Here is a 13,604-nt window from a genome sequence, read left to right as displayed (position 1 = left end):
TTTTATGAAAGAGACATCAAATCCTGTGTAAACAGAATCCCCATTCCAGTTCCTGAAAAAACTTCTACTGTTGTTGGGCGGCTAAACTGCTGCTGTGCCACCTGCCCCCAGCTTTTTCCAAGTGTTGCGAGTCCAATCACGGCATTTTCAAGCGCTGAACGGCTGATACCGTTTTGTACGGTGATGTTATCGCCGCCACCGGTTCCGCCAATGGTAACCGTAGTATCCGCAGACTGGAAGGCATTACCGAAACCTTCAAGGAAAGAAGACGCAAACAGCGCGCCGTACCTTGACAGGTAGTGGTGGTTGGTACGGCTTGACAGGGCGGTGCGTGCCGTATTCGGGTCAATTGCGTAGGCACTTACCGGAATGCTGCGAGCAGCTCCCGGCACTGAAAGCGTATTAAAGCTGATAACCATCTTACTGGAATTGGACGGCAGTATAAAACTTCCAATCAGTTTCGCACCTTTCAGCCTGCCACTGACAATGGTCGCAAGAATCGGACTTGGCTCATCACTGTTGACGGAGGTATCAAGCACTGCAAAGACCACATCCCCGGTCTTCACTATTGCTTTTTGTGGAGGCGCACCAATGCCGCCGGCACCGGGCACTCCGGGGGTAGAGGCGGCGGCTGCGAGTCCTGGAATAGAGCTTCCAGCTTCTTTTTCGCCACCTGCGCCCTCACCGCCACTGCCTCCGGTGTATTGCTGCGTGGATACGGATTTCCAGCGCGACATCATCTGGTTGGCCGCACTGCTCATCTTCGCGGTGCGATCTTGAATCTGCTGCTGAAAACGCTGATCGGCCATTTGTTCATTCTGCCGTTTGATGATGGCCTGCAGCTGCTGGGTGTTGTTGCTCATTTGTGCGGCAGAAGGACCCTGCATGGCGCTTCCAGGCCCCCCAAACGTGCTCACTGGTGCTTTTGTGGTGTCGGTACCAAGGTCAGCAGTAAGCGCGTCAAGACTTGCCAGTTTGGAGTCAGGTACACTAAAGCCTGCATCGCGCAGTTCATCATTACTGTATCCGGCATTTTTTAGCTGCGATGCCGTAAATCCGGCGTCTTTCATGTCTTCAGCTGAGTATCCCGCATCATGCAGCTGCTGGGCACTGTAACCTGCGTCTTTCATCTCTTTGGCGCTGTATCCCGCATCTTTCAGCTGCGCGATGCTAAATCCTGCCTTTTTCAAGTCAGCGGCACTAAAGCCTGCATCCTTAAGCGCTCTTGCGTCAAATCCCGCGGCTTTAAGGTCGGCGGCGCTGAAACCTGCTTCACGAAGTGCGCGCGCTGAAAACCCGGCGTTTTTGAGGTCTGCAAGCCCAAAGCCCGCGTTTTTAAGCTCAGCGGCGGTAAATCCCGCGTCTTTTAAATCTTTGGCGCTGAAACCGGCAGCTTTAAGGGCTGCGGCACTGCAGCCAAGACTCTGGCGCAGGGATGCGGCCGTTGCACCGACTGCGCGCGCGGCACTCAGTGAGTCCACGCTGCAATCCGGTATTCGAGCATCAGCCACTGCCGCGGCAGTACCTACACCATTAGCGGCCAAATCAGCCGGGCTGTAGCCTGCTGCCAGAAGTTCTTTGGGCGAGAATCCTGCGGCCGCTAAATCTTTTAGCCCGAAACCTGCCGCTTTCAGAGCACTGACGGAACACCCGTTAAGGGTTTTAATGCGCTCTGCTGATACACCTTTGGCTTTCAACGCACTTAGTTTCGTTGCATCGCAGCCGGCAGCCCGGATGTCACTGTCGGGAACCAGAGCGCCTGGAGTGTCTGAAGCCATTCCAAGCTGAGCAGGCGTAAATCCTGCATCGCGTAGTTCCGCAGGCGTAAAGCCTGCGGCCTTAAGTGCCGCAACTGAGCATCCTGACATGTTTACAATGCGACGGGCCGAAACACCTCTTGAGCGCAGCTCAGCCAGTTTTGTTTCATCACAGCCGGCGGCCTTGACCGCTGCATCCAAGGCAGTTCCTGCCGCCTTGATATCTGCGGGCGTAAAACCCGCTGCCATGAGCTGATTGGGCGTAAAGCCTGCATCAAGGAGTGATTTGGCGTCAAAGCCGGCGGCCTTTAGAGCCGCGGCAGAACAGCCTGAAAGACTCACAATGCGGCGCGCTGAAACCCCTTTAGCCCGGAGTGCTGCAAGCTGGTCTGGATTACAGCCTGCTGCTCGTACGGCCGCATCACCCGCAGCCTGTGCTGCACGTATTTCTGCGGGCGTAAATCCAGCACTTGCGAGGTCTTGTGGTGTAAAGCCTGCGTCAGTCAAGTCAGTGGCGTTAAAGCCCGCGGATTTCAGAGCGGAGGCCGAACAGCCGTTTAAATCGCGAATGCGTCGCGCAGAGACCCCTTCATCGCGTAACTCTTTAAGCTTAAGCGGGTCGCAGCCTGCGGCCTTTACATCAGCATCATCGGCCAGGATGGCGGACCTCAGCTCGGCTGGAGTAAAGCCTGCCGCACTGAGCTCTTTAGGGGTGAAACCCGCATCGATAAGGGAACCTGCATCAAAGCCTGCAGCCTTAAGGGATGCAGCAGAGCAACCATTCATGTCGCGGATTCTTCGCGCTGATACGCCCTTGCTGCGAAGCACGGACAGTTTTGTCGGGTCGCAGCCCGCAGCCTTCACATCATTATCAGGCACAAATTCAGAGGCTAAAGACGCATTCGCAAGAGGTCCAGAAGCACTTTCAGCCGCAGCGATTTCTTTAGGCGTAAAGCCGGCATTGGTAAGATCGTCCGCATCAAACCCCGCACGCGCGAGCTGTTCTGCCGTACAGTTGGCAAACTGTCGGATGCGGTTTGCACTGACACCGGCGACGCGCTCTTTTCTAAGCACCGCCTCCGAACAACCGGCATTGCGCACATCAGCACCTGTCACACCGGGCGGCAGCCGTGTTTCGGCTTCAGCCACTTCGTCAGGCGTGTAGCCCGCATCGCTTAAATCCTTTGGGGTAAAACCCGCGTCCAGTAATGAGCGCGCATCAAAACCTGCGGCGCGAAGTTCAGCCGGTGTAAATCCGGCGCGCTTTAAATCCGCGGCGCTGAAACCAGCATTACGCAGCTCTGAAGCCGTAAAGCCTGCTGCTTTCAACTGAGCGGCACTGCAGCCGCTGATACGCCGCACAGCCGATGCCGTCACACCCGCATTGCGCAGGCGCGAAAGCGCATCAGCATTGCAACCGGCGTTTCGCACATCCGCGGCCGTAATACCACCAGGAAGCCCGCTCGCCGCCGCAATATCCGCATTTGTGAATCCGGCACCCTTGAGCTCATCATCGCTGAAACCACCGTCTTTCATTTCCTGCGCGCTAAAGCCTGCCGCACGCAGAGAACAGGCGTCATAGCCACAGGTACGCAATTGTCCGGCTGTATATCCAGACTGGCGCAAATCCACAGCGCTGACGCCTGCTGCCTTCAAATCGGGACAGGAACAGATTTTTGATAAACTCTGAAGCGGCACGCCATTGGCACGCAATTGCACACAGGTGCACGCGTCTTTAACCTGGCTCAGCGTACCGCCCTCGTTCATGACACTGTCAAAGGATGACTTGCTGCAGTTACTGTCGCGCAGTTGCTGCAGCCAGAGACTTTTTTGGCTGCCAGCGGTATCTTCAAGCGCCAGTGTACTAAAACCGACACCGCCGCGCCCACCCTGCGGACCTACCGACTCAACACCCTCACCAAAAGCCTGACTTCTCACGATTGTTGGAATCGCACTGCCACCTTTTTTGATGGCCGTTTGCGCCTGATTCAAATTTTGCTGCTCAACGAGTTTCGCATACTGCGCCGTGGGATTAAGTCCTCCAGGAATGGAAGCAATGCCGACTGGTGCTCCACCAAGTCGTGCAGAAGAAAGGTCTTCTGGCGTTTTAGACTGGAACTTGAAGTATGCAATTGTGACTGCGGTCACCAGCAGAATGGTGGTAAAGAGCAGAATGATACGTGTGCGCGTATTAGAAAAAAGCGCCTTCAGATTTTCTTTTCGACCAGCCATTATTTATAACCCTTCTACCTTAAGCTGCATCACTTTTCCATGCCAGGAAACCAGCAATACCGGAGACTTCTGCATTTCGTAGGCATGCATGCCGTCAGCGCTTGTCATGCTGGCAATCCATCCCGGAGACAGTACTGTGAGATTGGTGCGCACAAACATGCGATCGTTCAGCAGCCATGCGCGCGCATCCCCGCCACTGACTACAAGCCGTGAACTGCCGTCCGGTGGCACGCCATCCAGAACATGCAGGAGAATATCGCTTGCAACCGGTGGCAGACCCTCCTCCATGGGCATGGTTTTGGCATGCGGGCCAAGTCCCTGGATACGCAAATCCACCCGATAGTCTACCGCTTTCTGCCCGGGAATCAGTGTCAGCATGACCGGCGTATTAAGGCCGCGCAGGCGCACGGCAAGGTTGCCGTAGTTATAGAGTTTGGTGGCCTGAATCATCAGCGTGTTGCTGGTTTTATCCCACTGGATATTAAAGGCTGACGGGTCACCAAGGTCATAGGCGGCAATTGGCCAGGGAGCACCTGTGGAGTCCAGAAAAACAAGGGAAGACACAAATCCCTGTGACAGACGAATCACGGGAGGTGTTGAGCCTGGAGACAGATTGACAAATTGCGAGGTGGCTGTCGGCTTTGGCGGCGTGCCTGGGTCGATAGTCGCTGCCATTTCATTGGTTTTATACATCTGGCGCAACCGCAAAACCTGCTCGGGTGTCAACGGAAACATCTGTTTTTTAAGACCTTCGAATGCTTTCTGTTCGATGGTATCGGCAACATTTTCGGGCATGACCTGAGAACCGGCTTGCGCGGCTTCTGCATTCTGCCCCATGGGTAATGCGCCCTGATTTTTGGCATTACTGTCAGTCCCGGGTCGACCGGCGCCCATGGGGCCACCTGGACCGCTGACATCGCCAGTCTGTGCGTATTTTTGCTGCAGCAGTTTCAGCTGCTGCAAGGCCTGCTGCGCTGAATTCGTATTGTCCGGCGCAGACCATGCAGGCGCACACGCCAGCAGCGTCATTGTCGCCCCGAGGACACGCCACAAATGACCGGTTTGTCGCATCATCCACCCACCTCACCGCTTGCAGGACCGACAACAAACTGAGCAATACCGATACCGCGTGGAGAGTTGAGTGTCGACACACGGGTAATGAGCATGGTCACAATATTATTCTGCTGAGAAAACTCGCTCGCACTCTGGTACGTTACGAGAATCGGCATCTGGACGCGCCAGGAATAACGGCCATTGAGCATGCCCTTTTGCAGAATAATCGGGGCACGTGTTGCGACTGCCGATACAATCAGCTTTTTGGCCTTGACGGCATCAAGGTTGTTTGACTCTTGAAGAGCGGTCAGAAACTGCTGCCATCCTTCGGCGGTAAAGAACCCGGACGATGCCTGCAACTCATCGCGGTAGTTCACAAAATTATAAGTAAAGGCTGCACTGGCTGCCTGACTTGCCCATTGCAGCACGGCTGAATCAGACTGGTTGGGCTCATCCAGGGGAAAGAGGGGCGTAATACGGCCATTCACACTGGTCGCAAAATATTTAGGTGCCGGCGGATGGGTCAGAATATAGCCCATGATAAGACCCAGTACGATATTCATCGTGAGCGAAAACAGAAGGGCAACCACCATTTTACGCTGCCCGTCCTTATAAAACCGGTTTCGCAGTGCTACAGCGACAAGTGCATCTTCAGCCATGGTTTCCCCGATTCATTGCGGTATTGCCCGCGTATCATCTTCACCCGATGGATCGGGCGGAAGCAGTGCCGTATCCGTAGTATTTGGCGCACTCAGCGGTGTCAGCTGAATGGGCGGATAGTAACCGCTGGTTGCATAGAAATTACGCTCTGGTGTATTCGCCCAGAGATGGTATATACCGTAAATCAAAATAAGACTCAGTGCCATTGATGCAAGAAGCAGCCGCCCGACAAGCCGGTAGGTTTTTACATAAAAGCTTTTCGCGGCTCTTATTCTGCTCCAGGTATAAAAGCTCATGAAATCCCCATTCAGACAATGGCATTGCGGAAGGTAATTTCCACCCGCGCATTCGGTGAGCCGTCACCCCCCTGCGTTACCGCTGTTACAGGTTTATCACTACCGGCTCCTTCTGTAAAGAGCAGGCGTGTATCAATTCCCTGTGACCAGAGGTAATCCCCCACGGCACGTGCGCGCGCGATGGACAGTGCTCGCTCGCGTTCGGCGGAAATGTAACGGCTGCTGTAGCTCGTGACATTCACTCCCACCTTACGAAATTCTTTCAGGTAACAGGCCACCGTGTTCAAAACGTTATAAGACCCCCAGGTCAACTGTGGCGACTGCTCGGGAAACAGCAGATTGGCAGGAATGGCGACCAGATAATCCTGCCCCATACTGACCACCTGTACCCCCTGGCGCGTCAGCTGCTTTTGGATGGCAAGGGCTTTAGGGTCTGAGGTGCCCCGCACTTTGCTCGGCAGACGAGGGTCATCATCCAGCGGCACAAAGCTGGAGGAAGACTTGCACGACCACAACAGTGCTGTCGCCAGCAGTGCTGTAAGCAGGCGCATGGCCCGTGTTGATTGAATTGACCTCACACTGTACTCCGCGATGTCGGCTGTCTGCCTTAACGTGGCATTGTGCATAAAAATAATGCAAAACAACCCAACGTACTCTCTGGTGATAAAAGCATACAAATCATTGCGTTACAAGTCCCTGATAACAACTTGTTGCAGAGTAACCATTCACCACGCCCACCGAAAAGCCATATTTGGCGCATCTTGTGCGAACGCATTACAAAAAACTGCTCACATACCGGTGTATGCTGCGCTTTTTTTGTAATGCGTTCGCACAACCTGCACTCAAATCTGACTTTTCCCCTAAAGCATTCAAAATGTGGTGAATAGATACGTTGCAGAAAGGCTTAGAATGCGGCCTCGCCACCCTGTTCAGCGCGGGCGCGAGCCACATCAATTTTACCCAGAAGCCCGTTGACAATGCCCGTCAGCTCTTCCGTACTGATGGTATCACGGACCAGTGGCGGGTAACTTGTGGCGACCTGAAAATCGCGAATCATCTCACCGGCAATCACCGCCGCCTGGCGGTCTTTGGCGCCAGCGGCACGTTCAATGGCAAGCAGGGTGTTGCGGGTGTAGTTAATATCAAGAATGGGCAGCGAAAACGTGGCAACGTCTGCAGTCAGCAAAGGCATTGCCCCCTCTGGATGGCGCAGACGGGTAAAAATGGTAATCACCCCTTCCGGCTCATCTTCAACCAGCTCTTCCAGCGGCTCCGGCTCGTTATGGCCATGGTAGGCAAGCAGTGCTGCAACGCCGCGCTCAATGGGCCCCTGTGCCGTTGATTCATGCAACGAACGGGTAATAAGCGCGATTTCCTCAGTATGCACGACCTTGTCAATGCTGAGGTTGCCACTTTGCAAAACCTGCTGAAAATTCGCCAGCTGCTTTTGCAGGCGTGCGAGGTAATCATCCGGTGGTGGTTCTACTTTCAAAAACTGGTTAATCTTTAATCGCTTAACCGGCTTTGGACTCGCATAAAACATGCGCGCACGGACAATCTTGGATTTGAAGAAGATATGCGCCTCCCCCTCGGTCTGCTCTTTAAGATCAAGCAGGTCAATCCGTGCACGACGCTCAAATGAAGAGCTCTTGGTGTCAAGGTAACTGTTGGAAATACTGGTTTCTTTTGTTTGAAATGAATCGACCTTGGTCACGTAGGCTTCACCGGCAGTTTTGGTGAAGAAATCCCAGGTTTCTGTCGGGTCTTCGAGTTTCATACAAATCTTAATGTTGGTATTGGCACCAATGGAGGCCGCTTCTTCCTTGGAGGCTTTCTGAAATGCCGGCATATCCTGACCGGCAAAAATTGCGGAAAAACCAAGCGAACGTGCCTGTGCCGGCACCACGGCAAAGCCCTGCACTGCATAGTAGCCATATTCGTCAAGAATGCACATATAAGGCGTGGGCGCATGGGTGGGCTTACGCTCGATTACATCGCGGTAATCCCCCTCCACGTCTTCCCCAAGCCCCGCCGCCATCATGGCTTTCAGAGAGGACACAATCACCTTGCCAAGGTTTGAGAGTTCATCCGGGGATTTTTCAAGCGCTGGCAGCAGTACCACTAGAATACGCCGATTCAGCACTACGTCCTTGAAGTCAACCTCGGCGAGGTTTGTGCGGATAATATGTCCGTACGTATCGGCGAGCGAGGAGAAGGTTCGAACGAGCTGCATGGTGATAAATCCATGCTGTTCCAGTACCTGCGATACCTGCTTGCCTTTTTTCTCTTTGTTATATCCCGGAAGGTTAAAAAGATAGTTTCGAATCGGGTCAGTCACGAGCTTCGGCACGGACTCGATGTTAATGCTCTCCTGCTCATCCCGTGGAAAGACCTTGTCTATCACGATGGATTCAATGCGACCCAAATCAAAATAGTTACGAATGGTGTTGGCATCCAGCAGAATGGCACCCTCATCACGCATGTATACGAGAATGCGCATCAAGGCTTCCACGAAGCTGATGGCGCGGTTTTTCCACATGTCTCCGTCCGAAGACTGGTTGGATGACCCCATAAGGCTTACCACCAGCTGGGTCAACATGCTCGATGAGCCCTGACAGAAAGGATTTAAAGTATTCGAAAGACGCTTTTCCTGCGGACCAATAATGTCACGAGCACCAGTCATAAAGTTGATAAGCAGCAAATCATCCTCACGCCCCATGCTGCGGCACATCGAGAAAATCTTGGCAAAAAGCGAGTTATCCCCTTTTCCGTCTACATAGATAAATCCACTTGCCTGAACCAGCGCATTATAGGCAAGCGACACCAGCGCTTCGGTTTTACCGGCACCGGTGGAGCCAAAAATCAGTACGTGTGTTCGCATGTCATCGTTGGCAAACCAGAGCTCTTCCCCGGTTTTCATCTCATTGCCAAAAAAAGAAATGCCACGAGAGATATAGGGGGTCTTAATACCGGGCTTCAGGTCGTTATAATCTTTTCTGCGTGCAATCTGCGGCATGCGAAACGGCAGCTTCTGCTTGCGGGTATAACAAAAAAGGAATAGCGGAAGGCCAAAGATAATCATCAAGGAGGCCGCTTCCGGCAGAAAATACGCACCACCTGCCAGGGTAAACAGTACAATGGCGGAGTTTGTCGGTTCGGCAAAGAAATCGGAAATACGCTGCGAGAGGGTGCGCGTATCCCGCAACAGCTGGGTTGGGTCAATTTCATGCCGCGAATCAATACCTCGCATCATGGCTTGAGTTCCTGCATTTGTTTAGGGGTCAGCTTAATTTCCCGGATGGCAACTTCGAGTGCATTAATCGCTTCTTCCACCATCGGCACGAGGCAGCGACGCCCGATAGTGCGTTCCGCCACCCAGTGGGCAAATGGCCCACCCACTTCCACATAGGGCGTTTGTCGTCCCACACTGTTAAGCATATACCACATTCGCCGGTCGAGAGGCTTTAACCATAAAAATTCTGAGCTGGGCACCACGCCATCCTCGCGTGACTGCTGCAGCAACGATGCCATCACCGTGAGCATGTAGGCATGTTTCGCGATGGTCAACTGTACATTTTCGGCGTTGCGAAATTTTTTAATGGTGGCATCCGCGACACTGTATTGCGGCTTCCCGGCAACCGTGGTGCGGTCCATCACTTCCAGAATGTGCCGTGCGGAATCGCGGTCGCGGTTCATGCGCGCCATAAAAACGGCACAAAGCACGCGCGCATGTGGCGGCATGCGTTCAAAACCTTCCCAGTAAGGTCCCAGCTGGAGCGTAAAAACACGCTTGGCATCGCCACGGCGCAGGCCGGCTGTCATTTCAAGTCCGGGCACTGGATTATCGAGGAGCGCATCGTCCTTGCGAAGCAGCTGGTGCTTGCGGGCAAATTCCATGGGACTGAGCGCCATTGCCCAGGGGCCGGTGTCGATATCCTGGGAAACGAGGTCAACAGGAACAATTGGCATGATAGCCGGCCAGTTATACTGCTCCTGGGCGCGAAGAGATTTCATATCGTGCGCCTTACGGTACTTCTGACGAATATTGGACTGGTAAATGACGATGGCAAAGATAACGAGCATCACCCCCACCGGATAACGGACGTAATCACCCACCATCGCCGTCAGGGATACCAGCTGGCTCCATTCAACTGCTGCAGGGTCAATGGTCTGCATGAGGTAAATGGGCTGCGCGAGGACCTCATCCCCCATAAACAATGTAACGATGTGCGCCTGCAGCAGGTTAAGCCAGAATACAAAGCGCACAATCGCCGTGTGCTCATAGTACCAGAGCAGGTAACCGACTATCATCAAGAGGACGGTAATCCAAACCGGCGCGAATGCGTTGTCGCCACCGCCGCCTTGCTGGGATGATGATTGCTGAGCCATGAATGCCATCGTGCATCAGGAGTGCTTCAGGGCAGTATAACCCCAAGAACGCGTAAAACGCCAGGGGCGTACTTAAATCTTGACGAGTCGCCCAAAACGCCACGCATAAATGTCGTTTTCGTGCACAAAACGGGTGATATTTTCGAGCTTAATGGCACGGTCTTTAAGACCCAGCAGCGGCTTGCCGCGTCGGTCAAAAATGGTCTTTTCGGGCGACACGGTCAGTATGTCCATTTCATCGATGTAAATCGCCAGATACCCTTCATTGGTACGGTTTTCCCGCGAACGTGCCGCTGAGGCCGCGTCTTCCTCACTGGCATAAATGGCACGCGATGTCATCTGGCGCGGCAGGTTTGCGATAATGCGCTCCCAAGCCGCGAGGTTGCTCCCGTCAGAGGTATAGAGCGACACATACACTTCCCGTTTGCCGGTTCTGTCGATGGGGTTTAACAGTTCTGCTATCTTTCGCTGCGCTTCCTCATCGTCTTCATCGTGGTGCAGGTGTCCGGCGAGTCCGTTACGGATATCCTGCAGATGTTTACCAATGATGCGCAAAAAATTGGACGCCTCCCATGGCCCTTCGGCAATGGCTTCATCCAGTGATTTCAGTATGGCTTCAAGTTTTTCGGGTGCAACCTTTTCTGTCATGGAGGATAGGCTCGCAATGTTCGTTTGTAAGGCACAATGCAGATGTATTGCGCGCTTTTGATGAGTATAGCAACCTGACAGGAAAGTGGAAGTGTTTTAGGATGTTGCCGCCCATCATGGGCGGCCTTGCGGTCATGCGCCGAGAGATGGGCCGTTATCGAGGATATTGTCCTGTGCACTGCCAAAGGCTCGAACGCCTGGTTCCATTGCTTTCAGTGCCTGTGTCTTATAAGCATCCGGTGCTCGTACTGCAGCCGCCAGGAGTGTATCCCGGAGTCCATGAAATTGACGCGCATAGTCGGCTACGACATCGGCATCAACCCCGGCATTTTTGCCTTTTTCTGGCTTGAAAAAAGTAGCCATGTTCAACTCTCCAAAAAACACTGCTTAATTTAATAACACTATAGCAGAACGAATCTTAACAAAACCTTAATACAAGCGCAAAAATTTGTAAGTACCGTTTGTGCTGGTTAATTAACGCCGTGTGCAACTTACAACGGGGCGACAAGTCCATCAAACTGGGTTAATTTTGCCCCTCGCTTGTGATTAAGAAAGCATCCAATTGTATGCGCCAAGGTTTTTCGTCCGATTCTGCTGGTCAGGTGCCAGAGGTCGCGAGCCCTGACTTTTTGAATATGAAAGCGCTCTGTCAGTTGCCCAATCACCGTTTCAACCAATCTGCGGGTAGATACGAGCCACTTGCTAAAATCTGAGCCGCGTGGGTCTGTCATATTGGAGCGCAGAGGCGTTTGCAGGGTAACATTCGTATGTTGTCGGATTTGTTCCTGAAAATCTTGGCCTATCAATCCCTTATCAGCAATAATCATGCCCTGTACGTTGTCGAGATTATCCCAGACGGACTCTCGTTCATCAATGTTTGCCTGTGTGACGGTTATGGCGGTAATGACGCCTTGTGAGTCAATCAACAGATTGCCCTTGAACCCATAATAGCGCTCATTTTTTGAGGCGCAGTAGCCATAAGCGGCGGCCTCTGAGAACAACCGGGAAAAGTTAGCGCGCCTGAAGTGACAAATTGGCAAAGGAAATCCGTCAGACATATGGAGTGAGTCATTGAAGGTACCCAGTTTCCCGGCCAGCAATTTTTGAATGCTTTGCTTAACGGCCCACAACTTGGCTGATTGCCTGGCGAAGCTCGTCCTGTCTCCAAGCCCGGGAAACCAATTCTGCCAGTGTCGCTTGAAATATGACCAAATTGCCTTATCGGTATCAAGCCCGAGAAACTCGCCAACCAGCTCTATCGTGATCACCTCGGGATCGGAGAGCCTGGGTGCAAAGCCTCGGGTTCTCAACTTTGTGATAACGGCCTTTTTGTAAAGGGAATCTATCAAACAAAAAGTACTAATGATAAAATCCTCAACCGGCACAGCATACTCCTTGTAGTCCTGGATCGTCGGAAAATCAAGAACTTACAAAATTATGCTGTGCCTTTCAAGCATCCACTCTCTTATCCATTAAAAGTTGCACACGGCGTTAATTATTTAAATGTTAAAGATACGTACGAAGGTGCATCTATCCGGCATTGATGCAAAGATTTCGGGAACGCAGACGGGCGCTAGTCATACATCAACTCATCAAGCGGCGTATAATCGCGGCTTGGACCGCCCTGAATCAGCTCGCTCATGACATCGGTCATGCACAAAAGACGCAGTGCGGTCGGAGTGACTTCATCAAAGACCACACGCGTGCCGAGCATCGCCCCTTCGGTTTCCTCAAAGGTTACCCCAAGACCATAACCAAGGCAGAGCGAGCAGAGCTGATCGGCCCGGCGCGCAATCCCAGGCAGCATCCCGGTATCGGCAAACACTTCCTCATAGGTCAGGAACCTGTCGTTTAAATAGAATTTGGCATTCATCGTTGCCGCGATTTCTGACATGCACTGGCGAATATCTTTTTCCATAGAAGAGTCCTCTAGCGCCACCAGGGCTGAGCGGATTTGAGCGGGCCTGCAAGTGTTGAGCGCAGCCAGCGCAAAAACACCGGCACCGTAAAACCATAATGCTCGAGGATACCAAAAAACAAGGCAGAAACCAGCACCAGCACACCAGTCCATACGCGAATGTGCATCAAGAAAATAAAAACGGGGAACGCCGCTCGCGCATCAACTATGAAAAAACGCGCAAAGCGCGCGGAATCACGCCAGTGCGCACTCGCTGAAAACCCTCCGGCCATCATTTCTCTCCTGGTACAGGCTTATTAGAACAAGTATATACCGGGGAAAGGAGCTGAGTATATCCATGCCAGGGAGAGTCCTCATTCCATCGGAGTATTGGCGAGAAGTTCTTCTGGCGTGAGGCAGTTTTGCAGGAGTTCCTGCATGTCAGGTTGCAGAATGGGAATATCATCGCGGCTTTCAACCGCATGCGTGCGTCCAGTCTCAGTCGAGGAAGAATGACCCGCGCCGCCAAGGGCTGCCAGCATCAGGTGCGTGCTCTTGCTCATATTGTCCTCTCCAGAATAAAGCCACTGGTTCCTATTTTGACAGAGAATTATTAAGGAATAATTACGCATACACAAGCGACAAATCCTTACGAAAACTTAACAGACATGG

The 13,604-nt window shown here is 52.8% G+C and carries 13 protein-coding genes; all 13 read right to left on the bottom strand.

What is annotated here, in order from left to right; genetic code table 11:
• Positions 1-2 precede the first annotated feature (2 nt).
• Positions 3-3,989 carry a type IVB secretion system protein DotG/IcmE gene (gene dotG / locus E4T54_RS07955; RefSeq protein WP_028387418.1) on the bottom strand — a complete coding sequence of 1,329 codons (3,987 nt, stop codon included), beginning with the start codon at positions 3,987-3,989 and terminating at the stop codon, positions 3-5.
• A gap of 3 nt (positions 3,990-3,992) precedes the next feature.
• A complete protein-coding gene (locus E4T54_RS07950; protein ID WP_115152858.1) occupies positions 3,993-5,063 on the bottom strand; it encodes a DotH/IcmK family type IV secretion protein in 1,071 nt (356 codons plus the stop codon).
• Positions 5,060-5,701 carry a type IVB secretion system apparatus protein IcmL/DotI gene (locus E4T54_RS07945; RefSeq protein ID WP_028387416.1) on the bottom strand — a complete coding sequence of 214 codons (642 nt, stop codon included), beginning with the start codon at positions 5,699-5,701 and terminating at the stop codon, positions 5,060-5,062. The genes E4T54_RS07950 and E4T54_RS07945 overlap by 4 nt, the downstream gene beginning before the upstream one ends.
• A 12-nt stretch (positions 5,702-5,713) precedes the next feature.
• Complete coding sequence (gene icmM / locus E4T54_RS07940; RefSeq protein WP_028387415.1) at positions 5,714-5,998, bottom strand: type IVB secretion system protein IcmM/DotJ; 285 nt, start codon at positions 5,996-5,998, stop codon at positions 5,714-5,716.
• Between the two features lie 11 nt (positions 5,999-6,009).
• Complete coding sequence (gene icmN, locus E4T54_RS07935; protein ID WP_028387414.1) at positions 6,010-6,576, bottom strand: type IVB secretion system protein IcmN/DotK; 567 nt, start codon at positions 6,574-6,576, stop codon at positions 6,010-6,012.
• Between the two features lie 326 nt (positions 6,577-6,902).
• Positions 6,903-9,251, bottom strand: a complete 2,349-nt coding sequence (locus tag E4T54_RS07930) for a TraM recognition domain-containing protein (RefSeq protein ID WP_028387413.1) — start codon at positions 9,249-9,251, stop codon at positions 6,903-6,905.
• Positions 9,248-10,387: a type IVB secretion system coupling complex protein DotM/IcmP gene (icmP, locus tag E4T54_RS07925; RefSeq protein WP_028387412.1), complete on the bottom strand. Its 1,140-nt coding sequence runs from the start codon at positions 10,385-10,387 to the stop codon at positions 9,248-9,250. The genes E4T54_RS07930 and icmP overlap by 4 nt, the downstream gene beginning before the upstream one ends.
• A gap of 72 nt (positions 10,388-10,459) precedes the next feature.
• Positions 10,460-11,035, bottom strand: coding sequence for a Dot/Icm secretion system protein IcmQ (icmQ, locus tag E4T54_RS07920; protein ID WP_028387411.1), 576 nt, complete (start codon positions 11,033-11,035; stop codon positions 10,460-10,462).
• Positions 11,036-11,167: 132 nt separating this feature from the next.
• Entirely contained in the window at positions 11,168-11,398 is a 231-nt protein-coding gene (locus E4T54_RS07915; RefSeq protein ID WP_028387410.1) for a hypothetical protein, read from the bottom strand.
• A 128-nt stretch (positions 11,399-11,526) separates the two neighbouring features.
• Positions 11,527-12,420 carry an IS982 family transposase gene (locus tag E4T54_RS07910; RefSeq protein ID WP_058387092.1) on the bottom strand — a complete coding sequence of 298 codons (894 nt, stop codon included), beginning with the start codon at positions 12,418-12,420 and terminating at the stop codon, positions 11,527-11,529.
• Between the two features lie 188 nt (positions 12,421-12,608).
• On the bottom strand, positions 12,609-12,953 hold the full coding sequence (locus E4T54_RS07905; protein ID WP_028385976.1) for a type IV secretion IcmS family protein: 345 nt from the start codon (positions 12,951-12,953) through the stop codon (positions 12,609-12,611).
• Between the two features lie 11 nt (positions 12,954-12,964).
• Complete coding sequence (icmT, locus tag E4T54_RS07900) at positions 12,965-13,225, bottom strand: IcmT/TraK family protein (RefSeq protein WP_028385977.1); 261 nt, start codon at positions 13,223-13,225, stop codon at positions 12,965-12,967.
• An 81-nt stretch (positions 13,226-13,306) separates the two neighbouring features.
• The gene (locus E4T54_RS07895; RefSeq protein WP_028385978.1) at positions 13,307-13,495 is read right to left on the bottom strand and encodes a hypothetical protein; all 189 of its coding nucleotides are present in this window, start codon (positions 13,493-13,495) and stop codon (positions 13,307-13,309) included.
• Positions 13,496-13,604: the final 109 nt, after the last annotated feature.

The sequence above is a fragment of the Legionella geestiana genome (assembly GCF_004571195.1).
In the GTDB taxonomy this organism is placed as follows: Bacteria; Pseudomonadota; Gammaproteobacteria; order Legionellales; family Legionellaceae; genus Legionella_B; species Legionella_B geestiana.
The sequence above is the reverse complement of the archived record's forward strand: the minus strand, read 5'-3'. Positions and strand labels throughout refer to the sequence as shown.